Origin of the sequence: Paenibacillus lemnae (genome assembly GCF_012933385.1) — a bacterium.
Lineage (GTDB): Bacteria > Bacillota > Bacilli > Paenibacillales > Paenibacillaceae > Paenibacillus_AQ > Paenibacillus_AQ lemnae.
The window spans coordinates 34,054-58,118 of the sequence record NZ_JABBPN010000009.1; the positions used below are offsets into that span (position 1 = coordinate 34,054).

A 24,065-nucleotide genomic window follows, 5' to 3' on the forward strand; every position below is an offset into this window, starting at 1 on the left:
CTTACGGTTATGAATTATTATATATCAGATCATGATTTTGTTAAACCGTTTGCACAATAATCTGAAGTATCAACGTTATATAATTGTTAACTATTCCGGTTTATTCTTTGATTTTCACCGCTTTCCTGTGTTTTTGATGGTCTTTCGCAGGATGTTTTTTTGAGACCGGATACGTATTTACAAGAATACGGATTAACGTTAAGATAACAGTGTGAAACCGTTTAACAAATCACATATCCTACACAGTATTTTTTATGAAAATGTCCAAACAAATAAACGCAAACGGTTCCACTGGAGGAGGTTCTCATGTCTGTAACAATCAAAGATGTAGCTAAGAAGGCGGGCGTATCTCCTTCCACCGTATCTCGTGTACTATCCAACCATCCCAGAATCAGCCGTGAAACCTCCCGCAAGGTCAAGGAGATCATGGAAGAACTCGGATACCATCCGAACATTATGGCAAAAAGCCTGGTTTCAAAAACGACGGAGAGCATCTGCGTCATTCTCCCGAAGCCTGCTGAAGAATTGTTTCTGAATCTGTTTTTTATGGAACTCATTCGAGGCATTGTCGCTCAGGCGAACCGGGCCGGATACGATGTACTGATCAGCTCGGGCGGAAATGAAAAGGAAGAAGTGGAGGCGGTATCCCGGCTATTACATGGCCGGCGGGTGGACGGTGCCATCCTGCTGTATTCCCGGCAGAACGACCCTGTTGTCGAATTTCTGAAGGGTCATGATTATCCGTTTGTACTGGTAGGTCGAAGTGACAGCTATCCCGATCTGCTCTCCGTGGATACGGACAACATTCAGGCCGCTTACGATGCGACGAAGCATATGATATCCCAGGGCCATGAACGAATCGGCTTTGTCAGCGGACCGCCTAATCTGGTCGTTTCGCAGGACCGCCTTAAAGGTTATTACAAGGCGCTGGGTGATGCTGGCCTGGAAGTACGCAAGGACTGGATTGTGGAAGGCGAGTTTCTTCAGGACAGCGGATACCGAGCGATGTCCTTCTTCATGAATCTTCCGGAACGTCCGACAGCCCTTGTCATCGTAGATGACATCGTTTCATTCGGCGTCCTGCGCGGTCTTCATGAACTGGGATACAAGGTTCCGGAGGATGTCTCGATTATCAGCTTTAACAATATCTCGCTGACCGAGCTCTCCACTCCGCCGCTGAGCAGTGTGGATATTGGTATCTACAACCTGGGCTATACGGCTTCGCAAGCCTTAATCCAGAGCATCCGTCATGATGACAAGACGGTCCTGCCGAACCGGTACATCATCCCGCATCGCCTGATGATTCGTGAATCATCGATGTACTCCAACTCCAAATAATCGAAGCACTTTACCGTGCTTCCTTTATTTTTTAATATTTGTACAAACGTTTGCACTTAAAAATAATCATTTGAGGAGGAAATTGTAATGTCTCAAATTAAAGCCTGTCTGTTTGATCTCGACGGTGTTCTCGTTGACACTGCCAAATACCATTTTATCGCCTGGCGCCGCCTGGCTGAAGAACTCGGCTTCACTTTTACGGAAGCTGACAATGAGCGTCTGAAAGGCGTCAGCCGGATGGCTTCACTGGATATCCTGCTGGAGATTGGCGGATTGACGCCTGCTGAAGCTGAAAAGCTGGAGATGGCTGCAAAAAAGAACGCCTGGTATGTGGAGTACATTTCCGCCATGGATCACACTGAAATTTTGCCTGGAGCTCTGAAGCTGCTGCAGGAATTAAGACAGAACGGCATCAAGATCGCACTAGGATCTGCCAGCAAAAATGCCATGATGATTCTGGACAACACCGGACTCACCCCCTTCTTCGATGTCATCATCGATGGCACCAAGACCGTCAACGCCAAGCCCGATCCCGAGGTATTCCTGATGGGGGCACGTGAGCTTGGGGTTACGCCTGCAGAAGCGGTTGTGTTCGAGGATGCTGAGGCTGGCGTTGAGGCAGCGATGCGGGCCGGCATGCGGAGTATCGGGATCGGATCGCCCGCACAGCTGGGGCAGGCCAATATCGTCGTGCCTTCCCTTGCCGATTTCCACCTTGCACAGCTTCGTGATTTGGAGACAGATGCTTCCCGCATTTGACGCCACTGTAATACCGTCGCAAGACGTTGTACTTATTATTTTTCATTTTGAAAATAAAGGAGCCGGTAATTGTGAAGCAGTATCTTAAACTTGATGAATGGTCGATCATTGAGGAAGGTTTTGATTCCCATTCGCATGAAATTTCAGAAAGCATTTTTAGTATCGGTAACGGCTATATGGGTCAGCGCGCCAATTTCGAAGAGCAGTACAGCGGAACTTCGCTGCAGGGCAGCTATATGGCGGGTGTTTATTATCCTGACAAAACCCGTGTCGGCTGGTGGAAGAACGGATACCCTGAATATTTTGCCAAAGTGCTGAACAGCACCAACTGGATCGGAATCGATGTTGACATCGACGGCACGCCGCTGGATCTGTCCCAATGCATAGTTAAAGATTTTGTCCGTGAGCTGAATATGAAGGAAGGCGTCCTGTCCCGCAGCTTTACCGCCGTTCTGGAAGACGGCCGGGAGCTGAAAGTGACATCGGTCCGCTTTGTCAGCATCGTGCGTCATGAGATTGGCGCTATCCGTTACAGCATCACTCCAATGAATTTCACGGGTACCATCACGCTGACCCCTTACCTCGATGGAGATGTGAAGAACAAGGATTCCAACTATGATGAGAAATTCTGGCTGGAAGTGTTCAAGGAAGCGGGTAAAGGAAATGCAGCCCTGACCGTAAAAACCAAAAAACTCGACTTCCATGTCACCTCCGTGATGACCTATGAAGTTTCCAAGAACGGCGAGAAGCTGGAACTGGGTGCAGAACAGATCGAGAAGGAAAAATATGTTGGTAACGTGGTTCACGTGCAGGCAGGCGAAGGCGAAGAAATTACGATCTTTAAATACGTGGCTAATGTCACTTCCCGTGATCATGGTCTCGGTCAGCTCGTCGATAAAGCCCGTGAGGTACTGGATCAAGCGGTTCAGGCCGGATTCGGAGAGCTGGAGCGTGAGCAGAAGGCAGCATGGGGCGACAAATGGAAGGAAAGCGATATTGTCATCGAGGGAGACGTCGCTGCACAGCAGGCGATCCGGTTTAATATTTTCCAGTTGAACCAGACCTACAGCGGTGAGGATGACCGCCTGAACATCGGACCCAAAGGCTTCACCGGCGAGAAATACGGCGGCAGCACCTACTGGGATACCGAAGCCTACTGCCTGCCGTTCTACCTCAGCACTGCTGATGCAAGCATTTCGCGCAATCTCCTGATCTACCGCTACAAGCATCTGGAGAAAGCAAAGGAAAATGCGAAAAAGCTCGGCTTCACCAAAGGCGCACTGTATCCGATGGTAACGATGAACGGAGAAGAGTGCCATAATGAATGGGAAATCACCTTTGAGGAAATTCACCGGAACGGCGCCATCGCCTATGCGATTTATAACTATGTAAATTATACAGGAGACACCTCCTACCTGGCCCAGTACGGCCTGGAGGTACTCGCAGAAATTTCCCGTTTCTGGGAGCAGCGCGTCAACTATGCTGCATCCAAAGATAAATATGTCATGCTGGGTGTAACCGGTCCTAATGAATACGAAAACAATGTCAATAACAACTGGTACACCAATCGGATCGCGTCCTGGACCATGGAATACACGCTGGAAGTCCTGAAAGAGCTGGAGCAGAATCAGCCGGAGCGTTATGCAGAGCTGGTATCCAAGCTGAAGCTGAAGGATGAAGAGACAGCCAAATGGCAGGACATTATCTCGAAAATGTACTATCCGGAAGACGCAGAGCGCGGTATTTTCCTGCAGCAGGACGGCTTCCTGGATAAAGAGCTGTTACCGGTCAAGGATCTGGATCCGTCCCATCTGCCGCTGAATCAGAAATGGTCGTGGGACCGCATCCTCCGCTCGGTATACATCAAGCAGGCTGACGTACTGCAAGGTTTGTTCTTCCTGGGAGACCGCTACGACCTGGAGACGAAAAAACGTAACTTTGATTTCTACGAGCCGTTCACCGTCCATGAGTCCTCCCTGTCCCCTTGTGTGCATTCCATTCTTGCCTGTGAGCTGGGATATCAGGAAAAGGCTTATGAAATGTACCTGCGGACAGCACGTCTGGATCTCGACAACTACAACAATGACACGGAAGACGGCTGCCACACAACAAGTATGGCTGGCACCTGGATGTCAGTGGTTCACGGGTTCGGCGGCTTGAAGGTAAAGGATGGCGCACTGCATCTGAATCCGTTCATTCCGGGACACTGGAGCTCCTTCTCCTTCAAGGTAATGTTCCGCGGAGCGCGCTTCAATGTGAAGGTGACGGACCAAGAGGTTGTCATTCTGAATGAAACCGATATCCCGGCTGTCCTGAATGTCGGCGGCCAGGAATACAGCATCGAGGGCATGGGAGAAGTCAGAGCCTCCCGCTCGGTGGAAGTAACCAGCTAAAACAAAAACAAGGTCGAAGATAGGGGCTGTTTACGAGCTCCCGTCTCCGGCCTTATTTCTTATTGCGGGCAGCTCTCCCCCATAATTATCGGTGAAGGCTGTCAGCGAGCAAGCGCAGCTCTGCCGGATCAATCGGCATCATGCCAGAATGCTCATACCGAACCGCAGAGCCGAAATGAACTTCGTTCACACCGGTTTGGCGCACAAAATCTTGGATGGCCTGCCTATTTAAGCCGCTTCCTGCCAATATATCAAGTGTACCGGACGCCTTGGCCATTTCGACCAGCTTGCGGATTTGAGGGATATTGTGCAGTGCCGAGCCGGGACCGCCGGATGTCAGCACTCGTGTTACCGGTTTGTACTTCATCAGAAGCTGCAGTCCCTGGGCCTGGTCGCCAAGCTTGTCAAAGGCCCGGTGAAACGTCACCTGCATATCTCCGCTCCCCTTCAGCATCTGCTCCAAAAGTGCTTCATCAATGTTTCCTTCAGGCGTCAGCATACCGAATACGACACCGGCAGCGCCGGCCTCCCTAATGGCCTGAATGTCCGCAGCCATCACCGCCTTGTCTCGTTCGCTGTATACAAACGACCGGCTGTGAGGCCGGACCATGACATGCACCGGGATTTGTACGGCCTTCACGACCTGTTCGATCAGTCCGATGCTGGGCGTTAATCCTCCCTCATTCATTGCAGTTATCAATTCCAGCCGGTCGGCACCGTGTTGTTCTGCGGTCACAGCGTCATCCAAGGTGGTTGCTATAATTTCAAGCAGCATCAATCTCACCCTCCAATGTAAGTCAATATCGAAAACTTCATACGTACAGACAAATGGCCTTCGTCCCATAGTATACAGGACGAAGGCCATACGTGGCTTCCTTTGATTAGACGACAAGCGTATTCTGATAGTCCATCGGCGGGCGGGCGGCAGGTTTCCCGAACAGGTAGCCCTGGGCAAGGTCTATGCCGATTTGCCGGCAGAACTCGAATTCTTCCTGACGTTCGATGCCTTCAGCGAGCACATTGGCGCCAAACTCGCGCGCGGTATTGGCGATGATCGCCAGCTGCTGCTGCTGCTCTACGTTCTGGTCACAGCGATCAATCAAACTGCGGTCAATTTTGACGTAATCCGGCTTCAATCGCACCATCTGCTCCAGTGTCGAGTAGCCTGCACCTACGTCGTCCATTGCTACGGCGATTCCGTTTCTGCGGTATACCTCGAAGATCGACTGCAGATGGTTTACGTTATCCACACGTTCCGTCTCGACAACCTCAAAGACAAAATCCGAAGGATCCAGGGACAGCCTGTTAATAGTATTAAAGGTATGACTTAGGCAATATTCAGGATTATAGATGGAGGACGGCAAAAAGTTCACGAACCGCTTGATGCCTCTTGGAAGCCACAATGCGCTGGTCTCGATTGCCGAGATCCGGGCTGAGCGGTCCAGAAAAGAGTGAAGTCCGGTCGTGCGGGCGGTTTCAAACAGCTGGTATGGCTGAAAAGGAGCGCTGTCTTCCCTGGGACGAAGCAGAAACTCGTAAGCCACAATGTTCTGTCTGCTGTCTACGATCGGCTGCATAAAGCTGGTGAACTGCTGTTCCATAATAATATTGACGACATCCAGATGCTTCAGCTGCTCTTCCAGCTGCTTCAGAGGCAGCCACTTTCTTCTGGAAAGTGACGTTTCCCGCCCTGTCACGCTGAATGACAGCTCTTCCCGAATTCCAGGAGAAATATCTTTCAACAGCTTGATCAAGGTGAGCATCTCTTCCAGCACCTCATAAGCAACCGTACATCCCTCTGAGGTCTCCTGAACAGACAGACCATGATCGAGAAACAGCTGATGAACTTCAGCATATCCCGGACGTATATAAACATATCCCTGATCTTCTATCGGTTCTAGTGTAGTGCAATTATCGCATTGCATGTTCTTCCTCCTCAGCAGGTCGTCTATATACTTGTTATCGGCATGAACATTGGAATTCCTTACTTCCATATTAGGTCTTAAGAATTAATTATGTACTTCATCATCATACTAATTGCCCAAGTGAATGTAAAGATTTAACTGGAATATTTCTCCCTACGACAAAAAAAGACCCGCAAAGGGGTCTTTATTGTCGAATTTCGTTTACTTTTCCCATACCTGACGATCGCCGCCTGGCGGAGTATATTCGATGCGCACGGATTCAATATCCAGGATGACATAATCCGGATCATCCGGTCCGTTGAACCATTTTTTAAAATCATCATTCCATAAATCACGGCGCAGGCTGTCGTTCTTCGTAACACTCGCGCGCCCTTCAATCTCCAGCAGTTCCTTTGTACCGCCCTCTTCAAATCCGGCAAGCACATACACATTTGGGTTGCTCTCGAGTTCCTCTACCTTGTGGGTTTTGCGGTCTGTGGCCAAATGAAGATGCACACCATCATTAAAAAGCGCCATATATCTCACTTTCGGTTTATTTCCTTCTACGGTCGCAAATGAGCAAAATTTATTATCCTTCAATGCTTCTGCGATTTTTTGTTCCAGCTGTGTACGGTCCATGATTTTTTGCCCCTTTCCTTAACAAGACATTGTATGTATAGTGTACCCGTTTCACGAAATCTGAACCTCGATTTATGATGCCTTATCCCGACTTGACAGCTAGGGATGAAGTGATATGATGTGGCTACCTATTTTTAATCACAAAGGAGGCTGGTTATAGATGGCACAAAAACGGCTGGACCATGTCGGCATTATGGTACGGGACCTGGATCAAACCATTAATTTTTATACGTTGGTAGTAGGGCTTGAGCTTAAAGGAAAACTTACCCACACCAACGGGGTCATTCAGCTGGCTTTCCTCGGCTTTAACGGCAGCGATGAGACAGAGGTCGAATTGATTCAGGGCTATAACGATCATCTGCCGGCTGAAGGACGGGTGCATCATTTTGCGGTAAGCACGGATGATATTGAGCAGGAATATGAGCGCATTCAAAGTTTGGATATTCCGCATGTCGATGATGAGATTGTGACACTGCCCAACGGCCATCGTTATTTTTTCATACATGGTCCTGAAGGCGAGTGGATTGAGTTTTTCCAGCGGTGATTCAATATGCCTGTGCTTAGTGGGCGGCTGGACAAGTCCTGAGGATAAGGTCTATAATTACACGTGATACAACAATGCGATCTAACTTCATACTAAATACGGGGAGCTGGGAATCGGCCGGCTGAGATTGTGTCCCTTCAAGACACTGACCCTTAAACCTGATCTGGGTAATGCCAGCGTAGGAAACTTGCAGTGACCGGTGGAATCCGCCGGCTATTGAACTGTTTTTGCCGCGATGCGTCCCTTGAGGGGACGCTTTTTTTGTGCACCCTGTACGTTATTTGCATCAGTGAATGTTTAGCGTGAAGTGGATTGACCAAAGGAGAGAATAGATCATGAGAACGAAAAACTTGCTGTCCCTGCTTCTGGGAAGTGTCCTGCTGTTTGCCGCTGGCTGCGGTAACGGGACCAAGGCACCGGCTGAAGAGTCCGGCGGGGAAGAAAGCGGAAATGCTCCCGCCCAGGTAAAAAATGTGAAAGTCATGCTGGATTGGACGGCCAACACGAATCATACAGGACTTTATGCTGCCCGGGATCTCGGCTACTACAAGGAAGAAGGCCTGAACGTCGAGATTGTTCAGCCAGGGGCGGGTGGTACAGATGCTATGGTTGCTTCCGGTCAGGCTGATTTCGGCATCAGCTACCAGGAAGGCGTTACGCTGGCACGCACGCAGGGAGTACCGCTTGTATCCATCGCTGCTGTCATTCAGCATAATACCTCCGGTTTCGCCGCTCCCGTCGACCGGAATATCAAGAAAGCGTCTGATTTTGAAGGCAAGTCGTATGGCGGCTGGGGCTCTCCGGTTGAGGAGGCCGTCATGAAATCGATCATGGATATCGATGGAGCTGACGTGAGCAAGGTCAAGATGATCAACATGGGGGATGCGGACTACTTCACAGCAGTTAAACGGGATATTGATTTTGCATGGATCTATTATGCGTGGACAGGTGTGGAAGCCGAGCTTCGCGGAGAGCCTCTGGACATGATCTATGTAAAGGATTACTCCGAGGCGCTGGATTATTACACCCCGGTATTAGTAACGAACGAAGATAAAATTGCGAACGATCCCGAACTCGTCAAAGCATTCATGAGCGCTACCGCCAAAGGCTATGAATATGCCATCAACCAGCCTGAGGAAGCTGCGGCCCTGCTGTCCAAAGCGGTACCTGAGCTGGATGAAGAGCTGGTGCTGGCGAGCCAGAAATGGCTCAGTCCGAAGTATCAGGATGATGCGGCGCGCTGGGGAGAGCAGAAGGCTGAAGTGTGGAACAATTATGCCGAGTGGATGTTCGAACGCAAGCTGCTGGACAAACCACTGGAGTCGGAGCAAGCCTTTACCAATGACTTTTTGCCGAATACGCCATGAGAATGTGGTGGAAGGATGTGTGGCCGCCCGTTGTGGCGGTCCTTCTCTTTTTAGGGGCTTGGCAGGCCGCGGTTTATATGTTTCACATCGAAGACTGGATTCTGCCTTCTCCTGCAGGAATTGCAAGAGAAGCTGCTTCTGGTGCTCAGGGGCTGCCGGGCCATACACTGGCCACTCTGCGGCTGACACTGACGGGGTTTGTCATCGGGACTGCTGTGGGATTTATCATTGCATTGATTCTTCATATGCTGCCTGGACTGAAAACTGCTCTTTATCCCCTGCTCGTCGTCAGCCAGAACGTGCCGACCATTGCTCTGGCTCCGCTGCTCATGATCTGGTTCGGATTCGGGATGCTTCCGAAGATTATTGTCATCACGCTGGTCTGCTTCTTTCCGGTAGCCGTTGCTGCCATGGACGGCCTGGCCCGGACGGACCGGACCATGATGAACTACATGCAGATGGCAGGAGCCGGCAGATGGCAGACGTTCTCCAAGCTGGAGCTGCCTCATGCCCTTCCTTCTCTCTTTTCGGGCCTTAGAATCGCGGCAACGTATTCCGTTATGGGCGCGGTGATCGGTGAGTGGATCGGATCTGACCGGGGCATCGGCTATTATATGATGCTGCAAAAATCCGCGTACCGGACCGACCGGGTCTTTGTCGCCATTGTTATCGTCGTGCTGCTCAGTCTGCTGATGGTTGGGCTGATCACACTGCTTGAAAAGCGGTTGATCCGCTGGAACGCCAAATCAAGGGAGGTGTCACGATGAGCAGAAATATCTCTATTCCTGGTGCGATAGATGCGGCAGCAGCGATGCCTTCTTCCGCTCTGGAGGCGGACGGCATCACAAAATCTTTCCGTGACCGCAAAACAGAGGTTAAGGTGCTTGATGGTCTGAGCCTGACTGTTCAGCCCGGACAATTCGCCTCCATCATCGGTCCTTCCGGAAGCGGCAAGAGTACGCTGTTTCACATTATTGGCGGACTCCTGAAGCCGGATGCAGGGGCTATCCGTATGAATGGCAGTGATGTCACCGGCCAGAAAGGCCGCATTGCCTACATGCCGCAGCAGCCTGCGCTGTTTCCGTGGCGGACTGCGCTGGATAATGTGCTTCTGCCGCGTGAGCTCAGCGGCATGCCGAAGGAACAGGCACGTGACGAGGCCCGTATCCTGATGGAGCGTGCCGGCCTGTCCGGATTTGAGAATGCCTATCCTGACACACTTTCAGGTGGCATGCAGCAGCGGACCGCTTTCTTGCGCACCCTGATGAGCCCGCAGGAAGTGATGTGCCTGGATGAGCCGTTCAGCGCACTGGACGCCCTCACGAGAACCGACATGCAGCACTGGCTGCTGGACATGTGGGAAGCGGACCGCCGTTCGGTGCTCATGATCACCCATCATATCGAAGAAGCGCTGCTGCTGTCTGATGTCGTATATGTAATGTCAAACCGGCCGGCAGCTATTTTACAGAAGATTGAGGTGCCATTTGCTCGTCCAAGAAGTGAAGCCCTGCTGCATCAGCCAGCATTTCTCGCGCTGAAGCAGGAGATCTCAGACCGGATGCGGAATGAGCTGCGCAAATCCTGAGGAGGCGTTTATCTTATGCGCTCTGCTTACATTGATACCCATATTCATCTGGACACTTATCCCGAAACCGAACAGCACCGCATTCTTGAGGAGCTGGAGGCATGCGGCGTGAAGTCTCTGATTTCCGTCTCCATGCACCTGGAATCCTCCCGCCGGAACCGGGCACTCTCGCTGCTCGATTCCCGGGTTAAACCGGCCTTCGGCTTCCATCCTGAACAACCCCTTCCCGGCGAGGAAGAGGTTGAAGCATTGTTTGCTTTTATGGAGGCCCATCTGGACATCATGGCTGCCGTGGGCGAAGTCGGCCTGCCCTATTACTCCAGGCTGGAAGCCCAGAGCCAGGGCCAGAGCTGGGATAACCTTCCGTACCAGAAACTGCTGGAACGTTTTATATCCTTTGCAGCGAAGCACGGCAAGCCGATTATTCTTCATGCCGTCTATGAGGACGCTGACATTGCCTGTGATCTGCTGGAGCAGTACGACGTGCGTGCTGCACATTTTCACTGGTTCAAGGGTTCACCCGAGACCGTGAAGCGTATGGCCGATTGCGGTTACTACATTTCGTTCACGCCGGATCTGCTGTACGAGGAAGAAATGATGGATCTGGCAGCCAAGTATCCAATGCTGCAGGTGATGACTGAGACAGACGGCCCCTGGCCGTTCGAGGGTCCTTTTCAGGGCAGAACCACCCATCCCGGAATGACATCCGATGTGGCACATGCCTGGGCCAGGATACGCGGCCTGGATCCGGATAAGGCACACAGCATTCTATATGATAATGCCCGGCGCTTTTACCGGCTGGATTGAACGTACGAGCTTGTTCTGCCTGTCCTGTGACGGTGTCCGCCGGGCTGCTTACGCCAGCGTCAGCGACACCGGACAATGATCGCTTCCCGCCACATGACAGTGGATATCGGCATCTTTCAGCCTGTCCGAAAGCGCTGCTGACATCAGAACATAATCAATACGCCAGCCGATATTCCGCTCTCTGACCTTCGGCATATAGGACCACCAGCTGTACACATCACCACGATCCGGGTACAGCTGCCGGAAGGTGTCGATAAAGCCGGACGCCAGCAGGTCTGTCATCTTTCCCCGTTCTTCCAGAGTAAAGCCGGAATTGCCCAGGTTTGACTTCGCATTTTTCAGGTCAATCTCCTGATGCGCGACATTCAGGTCTCCGCACAGGATGACCGGTTTGAGCTCATTCAGCTGCAGTACATATCTGCGGAACCGGTCCTCCCACTCCAGCCGGTACGGAAGCCGGCTCAGATCACGTTTCGCATTAGGCGTATACACATTGACCAGATAAAACTCCTCAAACTCCAGCGTAATCATTCTGCCCTCCGGCTCGCTGTCCTCTTCCATGCCGTAGCGAACACTCAGCGGCTTCATCCGGCTGAACACGGCCGTGCCGGAGTATCCTTTTTTGAGCGCATAATTCCAGTACTGCTCATAGTCCGGTCCCAGATCCAGCTCAATCTGCCCATCCTGCAGCTTCGTCTCCTGCAAGCAGAACAGATCGGCATCCATCTCCTTAAAAACATCCATAAACCCTTTTGTGACACAAGCCCGCAGGCCATTGACGTTCCATGATACCAGCTTCAATAAGTCCCCTCCTAAAATCATTTCTGTGATTTTCCTTCTATATAATAGAAAGGCATCCGACCTGCTAGAATAGAGCCAGGTTAACGGATGCCATGATGACCATTGTAATAACAAGCACTAGCGCCTTATCAGCTCTGTATCAGCGCCTCATCATTCCCCTGTGCTGCAGAAAATCCTTCATATGCAGACGCACCGGTTCAGCGAGCCGCTTCGCCATGAACTGCGACCAGCCTGCCGCCGGTTTACCTCCTCCGCTTCTAGCCTGCATGTAGGCGGTATACGTATTGTCATAGTTGGCTACCTGTTCCTGTACCGAAGAAGCATTATACGTCCCCCGGTGCAAAACGCCTTCGAGAGGCAGCCGCGGACGGACATCCGGCTGTTGATCCGGATACCCGAGACACATGCCGAATACAGGATACACGAGCTCCGGAAGCTGAAGCACCTCAGAAAATTCCGCAATCTGATTCCGTACCCCGCCGATATATACGATGCCAAGCCCCATCGACTCAGCAGCAACAGCCGCATTCTGGGCGGCGAGTGATGCATCCACGGTCGCTATGATGAAGTTTTCAGTGGAATCAATATAAGATTCCGCTCCGTCCAGATGCTGTTCTCCGGCCTGCTTTAGGCGGTACAGATCTGCACACCAGACCAGAAATACTGGACATTCTGCAATATAAGCCTGATTACCTGCCAGCACGGACAGGGTTTGCTTTTGCTCCGGATCGGTTACTGCAATGACACTATATGCCTGAACACTGCTGGAGCTGGAAGCCATCTGGGCCGCCTGGACGATACGCTGCAGCTGTTCCTCGGTCACTTCCCGGCTGCTGTATTTACGAATCGATCGGTGCTTCATTAAAAGATCAATGGTCTCATTCATGCGCTGCCTTCACTCCTGGTTCTTAGATTGTTATAAAAAAATAAGCCCGGAAACCGAGCTTATTCATATGAAAGTCTTAAACCACTTCATATCCCTGTTCTTCGATCGTTTCCTTGATTTGCTCTACAGCCGTCTGGCTTTCATTATAATCTACCGTAACGGTCCCGGCCTGCAGATCGACCTTGCCGGACATTCCAGCTTCCTTCAAAGCCTTCTCTATAGCATTCACACAGTGGTTGCAGGACATACCGCCCACATTCAACGTAACCTGGCTCATGATATTCCCTCCTTCCATTATCGGTTCATTATACGATACCCCCCGACTGTATGTAAAGTATAGCAAAAACCGACACCTTCTTTTCTTATGAGCTAAAAGGTGGCCGCGAAAAAATGTCGATTTTTTCAAAAAAAACGAATTTAAAAAGAAGGATTTTCCAATGAATACGTCGAAAACATGTGTACAGGAATCGACGAACAAAGAAAGTAGGAATCACTTTATGGTTTTCGACGGTATTATTCTGGGTCTGGTTGTTGGACTGATCAAGGGAGGCTTCCGGCACGGATTGCAGGCTTTCAGCCAAATCAGACTGAAAGGCGGCTGGATATTTCCAATATTGTTCCTGATTCAGCTGTTCATTTTCCGTTTTCAAGAGTCTAATCCGGATTTCGCTGCATTAAGCAATTATCTCTTTGTTGCCATTTATATTGTAGGCATGTGGTTTTTATGGATGAACCGGCAGTACAAAGGGTTTCCAATCATTCTGATTGGCGTGTTTCTCAATTTTCTGGTTATGGCTGTCAACGGGGGCCGAATGCCGGTATCTTTGCAGGCTGCTTCTGTCCTGGACCCATACTATTTGGACATGCTCAAGAACAGTACAGTGGTTACTAAGCATTATCTGATGGACGCCTCTACAAGGCTGCCTTTTTTAGGTGATATCATTCCGCTTTCTTCTCCTTACCCAAGAACACAGGCCATCAGTTTAGGAGATATCATTATGAATGTCGGGATCTTCTTCTATATTGTTCATCTTATGACAGCAGGCAAGAAATCCTCAGGTTCGTCAGATTATTCTGAGAACCAGACCACCAACCTTGGTGAACCTCAAAATTTATCATAGATTTTGCACGTTCACGACATCTGGAAAGGAGGGGATCAGTATGAAAAGAACAGAAAAACTCAAGTATTCCCGTATTGTCATCAATGCTGTTATCGTTGCATCTGTCGTTGTTGCTCTGACTTCCGGATACAAATTCGGCTAAATCCCCAAAAAGACAGGCTCTCGGGAGTCTGTCTTTTTTATTATTGCTCTGTTGTTTAAATGATTGATCTATTTTAAAATGATGGGAAGAATACATCATGTTATCCGAGGAGCACGTATATGTCTATGTCTAGAGGTCCTCTTATATCCAGAATCAGCTCAAGTCAAATTTACTTTTTCTTGATTACGGCACTTGGATGCGGCATCTTTATTTATTTTAATCGCGGTGATTTTCTCAACTACAGCTCTTCACAATGGATTTGGCTGTACGCCATGCTCGGAGCCACCTTAATTCTTAATCATTTCATGTTCCAGCTGCCGCCTGAGGGAAACTTTCAGTCCATGGACTCATCGGTTTACCTGGCATGTATATTCATTTACGGTGCAAACTTCGCTCTTTCGGTCATCCTTCTGAATTTGGTCGCTGTGATCATTTTTGACCGCAAAGTAGCTTGGTGGAAGCAAGTTGCCAATTTTTCAGTCTATTCCATGATGATTATGGGTTCTGCTTTTGTTTATGAATTATCCGGCGGCGTTATAGGACCCGTTCAAAACGAAAATTTGGGTGCCTACTTACTGGCACTATTAGCATATTTCATACTTAACGTATTACTTATTGGTTGTTTTTACTTCCTGCAGTACAAGAAATCCCTTTATGAAATTCTAAAGTCATTCGCAAAAGACACACTGCTTGTTTACCTTATTACCCTGATCCTTTCCCTGGCCCTATCGATCCTGATCAGCAGCAACGGAGTATTTGGACTGATCTTGTTCATCGGGCTGAGCACAATGCTCTCTTATTCGTTTAAGCAGCTGTTCACCATGTACAATGAGATCCAGGAAAAGGCCATTCGAGATCAGCGTACCGGCCTGTATAATCACAGTTACTTTGAGAACCTGCTGAATACAGAAATCAAGAAGGTCATTCATAACGACGAGTCCTTGTCCCTGGTTATGATTGATATTGATGATTTCAAAAAATACAACGACCAGTTCGGCCATCTAAAAGGAGATATGCTGCTCGGTTTTCTCGGAAAGTTCCTGTCGGAGGAGTGCGGGCCGGCAGATGTCATCCCAGCCCGCTTTGGTGGCGAGGAATTCACCATTTTGATGCCAGGGTATGATGAGAACAAGGCCTGGGATTTTGTAAACCGTCTGCGCAAAAAACTGAACGATACTTATTTTGAAGGTGTAGAAATCTTTCCTTCCGGATGCTTGTCCTTCTCTGCAGGGGTTGCCGGTTACCGGACAGATATTCATGATAAAGCACAGATGGTCGACTTTGCAGACCAGGCCCTGTACTACGCCAAAAAACAAGGCAAGAACAATGTTCATATCTACGGCAGCGGATCTGCAAAAGAAGCTGAAATCGATTTTGCCGAGGATGTGCGGGATATTGAACAGCAATTGAAACTGTTCTTATATAAAGATGTAGATACATTCAAGCATTCCAAACGCGTGTTCCGTTATGCGATCGACATGAGTGAGGCGCTGCAACTGGACAGTATGGACCGGCGGCATTTTATTCTAGGGGCGCTCATTCACGACATCGGCAAGCTCGAAATTCCCTGGGGGATCCTTAACAAAAAGGACAGGCTTACCACGGATGAATGGGAAACCGTGAAACGTCATGTCAGCTGGGGTAAGCGGATCGCGGAAACGAATGACAAGTTCAAGGAGCTCGTGCCGTTCATCGAGCTGCATCATGAGCGCTATGACGGCGGCGGCTATCCGCACGGCTTTAAAGGCAACCAGATCCCCCGCCTATGCCGCATGCTGACCATTATCGACTCATTTGATGCCATGACAACAGAGCGGCCTTACCAGAAAACAAAAACGTACGAAGAAGGGATCATCGAGCTCCGCCGCTGTTCCGGAACCCAGTTCGATCCCGAGCTTACGGAGTTGTTCATCCAGTACATGGAGCATAAAATCCAGGAACAGCAGCAGCCTGCTGCCGGACTGGAATCTTGAGAGCAGCGCTGGTCATCACCGGACCGAAATATGTTTGATCCTCCTCTAAAACAGGTATAAAGAGAGTATCAAACTCAAACGAGGTGATTTCCATGCCAGAATCTAATAAAGATCTTCCTATTGACCATGGTCCCGGTAACACCGACCATGCAGAACAGTATCCGACGAAAGAGGAAAGCCTGTTCGATAAATTCAAGAGTCAGGAAACAGTAGACCCGATTCCCATGGAAGATTTGAATCAGGAGAAACAGGAAGAAAAGCGCAGAGACGGAACGTCCAAGGACAGCTCCTCCAGCGATGATAAATATCACAGCGGATTCTGATACCGCAGTCATACTGTTTGAAGGCTCCGTTATAACGGAGCCTTTTTGACGGAACAAACGGTGATGACCGAAAGGAAGATCCCCTGCCGGGCTTTCCTTCCGGTCATCAATTCTATAAGATAGAAATTAGATAATAATTCTAGATATTGGAGTGGACAACTTGTTTTCCATCTGGTCCTTAAATCGTCTGAACCGAAAAGCACTGCTGGGACTAATTGTTGTTGTTTTCTTAATGTCCTGCCTGCTTGTAGCAGCAGGAGATTCCAGAAATCCCAAAGCAGCAGTCATTGAAATGGAACAACAATATATGATTAATGCTGCACTGATCAGTCACGCCGGGGAAGGTTCCGAGGCTTCTTCTGTCGTCATGCCGGGCGTCCCTTTGATGATTGCCGGACTGATCAAAATATTCGGAGAAGACGGCGGCGCCTTTACCGCATACCGGATCATTCAATGCTTGCTGCATGCGGTTTCCGTTTATCTCATTTTTGTGCTGGCACGTTACATGTTTAACACGACAACTGCCTTTTTGGCCTGTGTTATCTATGCCTTGTACTGGCCGGCCTACGGTGTTGTGCGATTGATCCTGCCGGATACGACCATGCAGACTCTGATGCTTCTGCTAGTATGCGCTGTCATCGCTGCGCTGGAACTGAAGCAGTACAGCTGGTATGCCGCAGCCGGTGTGCTGACCGCACTGGTGGCCTGCTTTAATCTTCAGGCACTGCTGTACCCTGCTGTGTTTCTAGTGTTATGGTACATCTACCGCAGTCCCTGGACTTATATCATTCGTGGAACGCTTCTGGTCGCAGCCGGTTATTTGCTGGTTTTATCTCCCTGGTGGCTCAGCTTTCCCCTGTTTGAGAAGCTGATGTATCTCCCGGGTCCCTGGAACCTTGCTCCACTGTGGCTGGATGCACGATTCATTGAGGGCAACCCTCTTGTCCACTTTTTTCGCAGCATCTTCGGAGGTTTATCTACCCGATATGCAGGGCGGTTCAGCGATCCCGACACCCGGAGAGTGGTGCAGTCTGCTCTGGATTTTGTTCGCCTTGTTCTCTTGTATGCAGGTGTGGCCGGTTTGGTCTGGTCGGTCTGGAAATACCGGCTGAAGCGTCAGCTGCCTGTGCTCCTGACACTCGCCTATTTCATTGCGGCCGAAGGGGCTGTTCCGAGCCTGGACGGGACCGGATTCCCGTATGGTGTGTTCATTTTGCTCTACACCGCTTTTTTAGCCAACAAAGCTATTGTATATGGCCACAAGTCCAGTCTGCACCGGAGCCTGGAACGAGACCGGTAATGTCAGGTAAGCATGTAACACTCTCGCGGGTTCTCTGCACAAGAAATAATCAAGATGACCGCTCGTGCCGTTAAATCAAACTTTAGGGAGGTTGTAATTGGATGAGTATCATGCCTTTAAACCGCCGGAATATTCCGGCAAGCCGGATCGTTATGGGATGTATGGGACTTGGCGGAGGCTGGGATGAAAGCCCGCTCACTGCTGAGCATGTGAAGCAGGCACACGAAGCTGTGGAGGCTGCCCTTTCGGTAGGTATCAATATGTTCGATCATGCCGATATCTATACCCTCGGTAAAGCCGAACAGGTTTTTGGCCAAGTACTGAAGGAGCGCCCTGAATTGCGAGAACAAATTCTTCTGCAGTCCAAATGCGGGATCCGCTTCGCCGGACCGAATGGTGTGCCATCCCGGTATGATTTCTCCAAAAAGCATATTCTGCATAGTGTAGATCGCTCGCTCGAACGATTGGGCGTAGAATATCTAGACATTCTGCTTTTGCACCGTCCGGATCCTTTGATGGACCCGGCCGAGGTGGCCGAAGCCCTGGAAACCTTGAAGTCCTCCGGTAAAGTACGACATTTCGGTGTATCCAATATGCATGCCGGGCAAATCTCGCTGCTTCAGTCCTACACGAACATCCCGTTTGTCGTGAACCAGCTGCAAATGAGTCTTCAGCATGTGGGATGGCTGGATGCAGGAGTACGGGTCAACCGCGGGAACTCCAAGGACAATATCTTCCCCGAAGGTACGCTGGAATACTGCCAGCAGCATCATATTCAGATTCAGGCCTGGGGACCTCTTGCTCAAGGCGTATACACGGGACGTCCAGTGGAAAACATGCCGGAATCCATTCAGGAAACCGCAGCGATGGTCCAGCGTCTGGCAGCCGAGAAAGAAACCACCCCGGAAGCTGTGCTTCTGGCCTGGTTGATGAAACATCCGGCCGGTATCCAGCCTGTGATTGGCACCAAACATCCGGAGCGGATCCGGGCCTGCGGCGGTGCCGAGCTCGTAGAGCTGTCCAGAGAAGAATGGTACTCCCTTTACGTCAGCTCCCGCGGCAGCGATCTGCCTTGATCATTACAAATAGAACGGCTGTCGAAAACACTTCGGCAGCCGTTCTATTTAATGTTATTGTGCGGGGGAAGACCCTTAACTTTTCCTTTGCCAGTGTGCCTGGAATTCGGTACACTGGGTAGGCTGTACGCTAAATTTTAAATGTTAGGTGAATGGTAAAATGACTTCTTATGCACATTTCTATAAACGTCCCTTCGGCAGTCAGCGGACCGATCTTCCCTTTGCCAAGCTGACGCTCTCCAAAAGCAGCCGGGAGCTGATCAGCAGCCAGGAAACGGATGCTGCATTTTTCCGGGGGCTGGAGGGCGAGGGGCTGTTCCTGAATGCAGCCCAGATCCAGGCCGTTCGCCACGGCGAGGGACCGCTGCTTACCCTTGCGGGAGCCGGCTCTGGCAAAACGTCCGTACTGGTCAGCCGCACCGGCTACCTCATATCGGTGCGGCAAGTGGACCCTTCCTCGATCCTGCTGGTCACCTTTTCTACCAAAGCCGCTGCTGAAATGAAAGAAAGAATCCAGCAGCTTCCGGGAATTCATGCCCGTGAAGCGGCTAAAGTGACCGCACGGACCTTTCACTCGTTCTTCCTGTATCTGCTGCGCTCACGCGGGTACCGTCAGGATATTCTCAGCAATGCCAGACACCAGCAGTTTATCGTCAAACGCATCCTTCGTGAAATGGGGCTGCAGGACAGCTATGAAGCAGAGACCGTGCTGGCCCTGTGGTCGGCATACCGGATGAACATGACCAGCCTGGATAACCTCCCACCCAGCACACCTGCAGATGTGGAGCACCGGCAGATTTTTGCTCGATATGAAGCATGGAAGGAAGAACATGCTCACATGGATTTTGACGATATCCTGGTCTGGTCGCACCGTCTCCTGACTTCTGATCCGCGGCTGCTCTCTTCCCTTCAGCAGCGCTATCGTTTCGTTATGGTGGATGAGTTTCAGGATACCGGACGCCTTCCCTATGAGCTGATTCAGATGATCGTGCGGCAGCATGCCAATCTGATGGTTGTGGGGGACGATGACCAGACCATCTACAGCTTTAACGGTGCCCGTCATGAGTTTATTCTGGAGTTTGACCAAAACTTTCCGCGTGCCAGCGTCATAACGCTGGATGTGAATTACCGCTCGGTGTCCAGCATCGTCGGACTGGGCAATGAAATTATTAAAGACAATACGAAGCGCCGCTTAAAAACACTGCAATCTACCCGCAAAAGCAGCCAGGTCCCGCTGTACCTTCGTCCGGACAATCCGGATGAAGAAGCAGAACTGCTGCTGAAGCATATTACAGACAGTGTGCGGGAGGGCCGCAGACTTTATGGGGACTACGCCATTTTGTACCGCACTTCCCACAACAGCCGGGCCATCTTTGAGCAGCTAGTTCTGGAGGAAACACCGTTTATTCATTATGAGCAGGGAGACCTGTTCTATGAGCAGTGGATGGTGAAGCCCGTCATGGATTACCTCCGATTGTCACAGGATCGGCGGAATTTCGAAGCCATGGCAGGCATTCTCCATACCTTGTATATCAACCGCGAAAAAGGAATGGAGTACATCAAGCAGCAGGACGCTCCCCGTCCCAAAAAAGGCCCACTAGCCCACCTCCTGACCTTTCCGGGTCTGAAGGATTTTCAGGTCGAGCAGATCAGACAGCGTTCCAAGCTCATTAAATCCCTGAAACCGCTGGAGCCGGCCGAGGCCATTCGCGAGATCCGGCTGCGCTTTTACGACAAATACATGGAAGCAGACGGGGTTCGAGATATTACCCTGCATCAGGAATTCATCCAGGAAGGGTTAGATGAGCTGGAGGCGTCCGCCAAACGTTTCAAGGATGTGCCCTCTTTTCTTGCCTTTGTCGACAGGCTAATTACGGTTCATGCCGAGATGGCGCTGCGCAAAAAGGATGACCAGGCGGATGCCATCAAGCTGATGACAATTCATAAAGCCAAAGGATTGGAATTCCCTTCGGTCTGCCTCATTGGCGCATCAGACGGCATCCTGCCCCACACCTCCTCCCTGCAGGCAGAGAACAGAGACGATCATCATCCGCTCACCTCCAGGCAGGAAAAAGGAAGTGATGCACTGGAAGAGGAACGGAGACTCGCTTATGTTGCAGTTACCCGTGCAAAAGATGAGCTGCTGATCAGTTCCCCGGCGTACTACCGGGGCCGCAAGATGGAAGTATCCCGTTTTCTTCAGAGCGTGTTCCACATTGAGGGTTTGCAGACCATGCGTCCGATTCAGAAATCTGCTACTGCCTCCACCCAGCCTCAGACACGCAGTCAGCAGCAAGTGACCGAAGCCGTCAAGGCATGGGTTTGCAGCGGGAGCGGCTGCCGCGGCTGGCAGCGTATGGAGGATGCCAAGGGCGGCGAGCAGCCTCGAAAGACCTGCCCGCTGTGCGGATCTCCCATGAAACCGGGCATGAAACAAGCTGCCGTTCCATCGCGCCGTCGATGATCATAGGAGATGCCTGTATGTATTTTTAATTCCGCTTGCCTTTAGGGTTAGCAAACCGCTAAAATAGAACCACCATCTGCCTTTATACAAATATATACATAGAAAGGGAGCAGCAATACATGAATGCACAGCAAAGCAATATCAAGCTTGTCGTGGCCGGCCTTCTGCTCGGCATCCTGATGTCAGCCATGGACAATACGATTGTGGCTACAGCTATGTATACGATCGTAGAAGATCTCGGCGGGTTTGACCAGATTGTGTGGGTGACGTCAGCGTATATGGTTGCCGTCATGGCCGGTACACCAATCTTCGGCAAGCTGTCTGATATGTATGGACGCAAACGCTTCTATATTTTCGGACTTGTTATTTTCCTGGTCGGGTCAGCCCTCTGCGGACTCGCAGATAACATGCTTCAGCTGATTCTGTTCCGCGCCATTCAGGGGATCGGCGGAGGCGCGCTGATGCCGATCGCGTTCACGATTGTCTTTGACCTGTTTCCCGCAGAGAAGCGCGGTAAGATGACAGGCCTGCTCGGAGCCGTATTTGGTACCTCCAGCATTCTTGGTCCGCTGCTGGGCGCTTTTATTACGGACAGTATCGGCTGGGAATGGGTGTTTTACGTCAATCTGCCGATCGGCATCATTTCTCTGATCTTCATTGTCACCTTTTATAAGGAGACCTTGTCCCGCGTGCAGCAAAAGATTGACTGGACTGGTGCCGCTACACTTGTCGGAGCCATTATCTGCCTGATGTTCGGCCTGGAGCTCGGCGGTCAAAAGTATGCCTGGGACTCACCGCAAATATTAGGGCTGTTCGGAGGATTTCTGGTACTGCTGTTTATTTTTCTGTGGGCAGAAACCCGGGCAAGCGAACCGATCATTTCGTTCAGCATGTTCCGCAAAAGACTGTTTGCGTCCAGTAATGCGGTAGCCCTCTGTTACGGTGCAGGTTTTATCGTGGCCACGGTTTATATTCCGATTTTCATTGCAGGGGTATACGGCGGATCTGCGACGGATTCTGGCCTCATGCTGATGCCGATGATGCTGGGCAGTGTGTTCGGCAGCCAGATTGGCGGGATGCTGACCACAAGAACCACATTCCGAAATATTATGATTCTGTCCGCCATCTGTTTTGTTTCCGGAATGTTCTGCCTGAGCACCCTGACACCGGACACACCGAGAGGACTATTGACTGCTTATATGATACTGACCGGATTCGGTGTCGGCTTCTCCTTTTCTGTACTGAGCGTGGCATCGATTCATAATTTCGATATCCGTCAGCGTGGAGCAGCTACATCGACGAACTCCTTCCTGCGTTCACTCGGGATGACGGTAGGCATCACGGTCTTCGGGATCATTCAGCGTAATTCACTCAGCAGCAAGCTGTCCGGTGCGGCAGCCGGAGCTCCTGGCGGATTTGATGCCGAGAATGCTACCTCTCCGGATGCGCTGGCTCAAATGCCTCCGGCTGTTCAGAAGATGGTGTCGACCGCTCTGGCTGAGTCGATTGCACAATCGTTCATGTGGGCATTGATCCCTGCAGGACTCGCATTTCTGTTTGTCCTTATGATGGGCAATGAGCGGGTGAAGATTCAGCCCAAAACATCCGGTGCACCTGGCGGGCATTAATTTTCCACGACTATAGCGGATTTTCACCGCCGGGTTATCGCCTGTGCCAGGCACAAAAACAAAGAAGTGGCGATCCAGAGTCAGACCTCTGAGATCGCCACTTCTTTTGTTTAATTTTGAACACTATCGCTCCAGAGACCCTATCGGTTTAGAACAAAAACTCGTCCGGATCCGAACCGAAGCGCTTGTTCTGGTTCAAGCTGTCGATGACTTCCATATCCTCAGCGGACAGCTCAAAGTCAAAGATATCACTGTTCTCCCGGATACGGTGCTCTTTCACCGACTTCGGAATCACGATGATCCCGTTCTGCAAATCCCAGCGCAAAATAATCTGGGCTGCCGTCTTGCCGTACTTCTCTGCCAGCTTTGAAAGTACCGGCTGATCCAGATGGCCCTGCATCAGCGGGCTCCAGGCTTCCAGCACAATGCTGTGTTCACGCGCGTACTGAAGCAGTTCCTTCTGGGTGTTCAGCGGATGCAGTTCGACCTGATTTACCGTTGGCACAACACCGGAATCCTCGATAATATCGCGCAGATGATGGATTTGAAAATTGCTGACACCAATGGAGCGTACCAGTCCCTGCTCCTTCAGCTGGATCAGTGCTTTCCACGTTTCTTTGTACTTGTCCTTACCCGGCCAGTGAATCAGATACAGGTCCAGATAATCCAGGCCCAGCTTCTGAAGACTGGTTTCGCATGCCTTCAATGTGGATTCATACCCTTGGTCGTCATTCCACACTTTGGTCGTGATGAACAGCTCCTCACGGGGTACACCGCTCTCACGAATGGCTTGTCCTACGCCTTCTTCATTGCCGTAAATCGCGGCAGTATCGATGCTGCGGTAGCCGGCGGCTATCGCTGCTTTAACGGATTGAATGACTTCTTCGCCTTCCTTGGTTTTATATACACCGAGGCCCAGCCACGGCATTTGAGTGCCGTCAGTCAGTGTAGGCCCGTCGCTAAAAACCGGATTCTTCGGATTTGTCATGGTCAATCCCTCCTGTAATGAAATTGG

The 24,065-nt window shown here is 50.6% G+C and carries 22 protein-coding genes and 1 riboswitch; of the genes, 15 read left to right on the top strand and 7 right to left on the bottom strand.

The window, feature by feature from the left end; all coding sequences use genetic code 11:
* The first annotated feature begins 306 nt into the window (after positions 1 to 306).
* The 3 genes from HII30_RS11250 (at position 307) to HII30_RS11260 (ending at position 4,490) form a co-directional block, all read left to right on the top strand.
* Positions 307 to 1,338, top strand: coding sequence for a LacI family DNA-binding transcriptional regulator (locus HII30_RS11250; protein ID WP_169505127.1), 1,032 nt, complete (start codon positions 307 to 309; stop codon positions 1,336 to 1,338).
* 87 nt (positions 1,339 to 1,425) lie between these two features.
* Complete coding sequence (pgmB, locus tag HII30_RS11255) at positions 1,426 to 2,097, top strand: beta-phosphoglucomutase (protein WP_169505128.1); 672 nt, start codon at positions 1,426 to 1,428, stop codon at positions 2,095 to 2,097.
* A 71-nt stretch (positions 2,098 to 2,168) separates the two neighbouring features.
* The gene (locus tag HII30_RS11260) at positions 2,169 to 4,490 is read left to right on the top strand and encodes a family 65 glycosyl hydrolase domain-containing protein (RefSeq protein WP_169505129.1); all 2,322 of its coding nucleotides are present in this window, start codon (positions 2,169 to 2,171) and stop codon (positions 4,488 to 4,490) included.
* An 85-nt stretch (positions 4,491 to 4,575) separates the two neighbouring features.
* Here HII30_RS11260 and HII30_RS11265 read toward each other — a convergent pair whose 3' ends face one another.
* From HII30_RS11265 to HII30_RS11275, 3 genes are all read right to left on the bottom strand, one after another.
* Positions 4,576 to 5,265: a copper homeostasis protein CutC gene (locus tag HII30_RS11265; protein WP_169505130.1), complete on the bottom strand. Its 690-nt coding sequence runs from the start codon at positions 5,263 to 5,265 to the stop codon at positions 4,576 to 4,578.
* Positions 5,266 to 5,371: 106 nt separating this feature from the next.
* Positions 5,372 to 6,415, bottom strand: coding sequence for an EAL domain-containing protein (locus tag HII30_RS11270; protein WP_169505131.1), 1,044 nt, complete (start codon positions 6,413 to 6,415; stop codon positions 5,372 to 5,374).
* Positions 6,416 to 6,616: 201 nt separating this feature from the next.
* On the bottom strand, positions 6,617 to 7,033 hold the full coding sequence (locus tag HII30_RS11275; RefSeq protein ID WP_169505132.1) for a pyridoxamine 5'-phosphate oxidase family protein: 417 nt from the start codon (positions 7,031 to 7,033) through the stop codon (positions 6,617 to 6,619).
* A gap of 160 nt (positions 7,034 to 7,193) precedes the next feature.
* Between HII30_RS11275 and HII30_RS11280 the strand changes: the two genes are divergently transcribed.
* The 5 genes from HII30_RS11280 (at position 7,194) to HII30_RS11300 (ending at position 11,336) form a co-directional block, all read left to right on the top strand.
* Positions 7,194 to 7,577: a VOC family protein gene (locus HII30_RS11280; RefSeq protein WP_169505133.1), complete on the top strand. Its 384-nt coding sequence runs from the start codon at positions 7,194 to 7,196 to the stop codon at positions 7,575 to 7,577.
* Positions 7,578 to 7,666: 89 nt separating this feature from the next.
* A riboswitch (TPP riboswitch) is annotated at positions 7,667 to 7,779 on the top strand.
* Positions 7,780 to 7,912: 133 nt separating this feature from the next.
* Positions 7,913 to 8,944 carry an ABC transporter substrate-binding protein gene (locus HII30_RS11285; RefSeq protein WP_169505134.1) on the top strand — a complete coding sequence of 344 codons (1,032 nt, stop codon included), beginning with the start codon at positions 7,913 to 7,915 and terminating at the stop codon, positions 8,942 to 8,944.
* Positions 8,941 to 9,711 (top strand): ABC transporter permease, encoded by a 771-nt coding sequence (locus HII30_RS11290; protein ID WP_169505135.1) that lies wholly within the window; start codon positions 8,941 to 8,943, stop codon positions 9,709 to 9,711. Before HII30_RS11285 ends, HII30_RS11290 begins: the two co-directional genes overlap by 4 nt.
* Positions 9,708 to 10,529, top strand: a complete 822-nt coding sequence (locus HII30_RS11295) for an ABC transporter ATP-binding protein (protein ID WP_169505136.1) — start codon at positions 9,708 to 9,710, stop codon at positions 10,527 to 10,529. Before HII30_RS11290 ends, HII30_RS11295 begins: the two co-directional genes overlap by 4 nt.
* Before the next feature lie 15 nt (positions 10,530 to 10,544).
* On the top strand, positions 10,545 to 11,336 hold the full coding sequence (locus tag HII30_RS11300; protein ID WP_169505137.1) for a TatD family hydrolase: 792 nt from the start codon (positions 10,545 to 10,547) through the stop codon (positions 11,334 to 11,336).
* Positions 11,337 to 11,384: 48 nt separating this feature from the next.
* Here HII30_RS11300 and HII30_RS11305 read toward each other — a convergent pair whose 3' ends face one another.
* The 3 genes from HII30_RS11305 to HII30_RS11315 all read right to left on the bottom strand — a co-directional run bounded on the left by HII30_RS11305 (position 11,385) and on the right by HII30_RS11315 (position 13,300).
* Complete coding sequence (locus HII30_RS11305) at positions 11,385 to 12,137, bottom strand: exodeoxyribonuclease III (RefSeq protein ID WP_169505138.1); 753 nt, start codon at positions 12,135 to 12,137, stop codon at positions 11,385 to 11,387.
* A 139-nt stretch (positions 12,138 to 12,276) separates the two neighbouring features.
* Complete coding sequence (gene nfsA, locus HII30_RS11310; protein WP_169505139.1) at positions 12,277 to 13,023, bottom strand: oxygen-insensitive NADPH nitroreductase; 747 nt, start codon at positions 13,021 to 13,023, stop codon at positions 12,277 to 12,279.
* Between the two features lie 76 nt (positions 13,024 to 13,099).
* Positions 13,100 to 13,300, bottom strand: a complete 201-nt coding sequence (locus HII30_RS11315) for a cation transporter (protein WP_169505140.1) — start codon at positions 13,298 to 13,300, stop codon at positions 13,100 to 13,102.
* Between the two features lie 220 nt (positions 13,301 to 13,520).
* Here HII30_RS11315 and HII30_RS11320 point away from each other — a divergent pair, with 220 nt between their 5' ends.
* From HII30_RS11320 to HII30_RS11350, 7 genes are all read left to right on the top strand, one after another.
* Positions 13,521 to 14,144 (top strand): DUF5317 domain-containing protein, encoded by a 624-nt coding sequence (locus tag HII30_RS11320; protein ID WP_169505244.1) that lies wholly within the window; start codon positions 13,521 to 13,523, stop codon positions 14,142 to 14,144.
* A 261-nt stretch (positions 14,145 to 14,405) separates the two neighbouring features.
* The gene (locus tag HII30_RS11325; protein ID WP_169505141.1) at positions 14,406 to 16,259 is read left to right on the top strand and encodes a bifunctional diguanylate cyclase/phosphohydrolase; all 1,854 of its coding nucleotides are present in this window, start codon (positions 14,406 to 14,408) and stop codon (positions 16,257 to 16,259) included.
* 92 nt (positions 16,260 to 16,351) lie between these two features.
* Positions 16,352 to 16,582 (top strand): hypothetical protein, encoded by a 231-nt coding sequence (locus tag HII30_RS11330; protein ID WP_169505142.1) that lies wholly within the window; start codon positions 16,352 to 16,354, stop codon positions 16,580 to 16,582.
* A gap of 160 nt (positions 16,583 to 16,742) precedes the next feature.
* Positions 16,743 to 17,882, top strand: coding sequence for an ArnT family glycosyltransferase (locus HII30_RS11335; protein WP_169505245.1), 1,140 nt, complete (start codon positions 16,743 to 16,745; stop codon positions 17,880 to 17,882).
* A 101-nt stretch (positions 17,883 to 17,983) separates the two neighbouring features.
* Positions 17,984 to 18,958: an aldo/keto reductase gene (locus HII30_RS11340; RefSeq protein ID WP_169505143.1), complete on the top strand. Its 975-nt coding sequence runs from the start codon at positions 17,984 to 17,986 to the stop codon at positions 18,956 to 18,958.
* 160 nt (positions 18,959 to 19,118) lie between these two features.
* The gene (locus HII30_RS11345; protein ID WP_169505144.1) at positions 19,119 to 21,422 is read left to right on the top strand and encodes a UvrD-helicase domain-containing protein; all 2,304 of its coding nucleotides are present in this window, start codon (positions 19,119 to 19,121) and stop codon (positions 21,420 to 21,422) included.
* A 119-nt stretch (positions 21,423 to 21,541) separates the two neighbouring features.
* Complete coding sequence (locus tag HII30_RS11350; protein WP_169505145.1) at positions 21,542 to 23,050, top strand: MDR family MFS transporter; 1,509 nt, start codon at positions 21,542 to 21,544, stop codon at positions 23,048 to 23,050.
* A 148-nt stretch (positions 23,051 to 23,198) separates the two neighbouring features.
* Here HII30_RS11350 and HII30_RS11355 read toward each other — a convergent pair whose 3' ends face one another.
* Positions 23,199 to 24,038 carry an aldo/keto reductase gene (locus tag HII30_RS11355; protein WP_169505146.1) on the bottom strand — a complete coding sequence of 280 codons (840 nt, stop codon included), beginning with the start codon at positions 24,036 to 24,038 and terminating at the stop codon, positions 23,199 to 23,201.
* Positions 24,039 to 24,065: the final 27 nt, after the last annotated feature.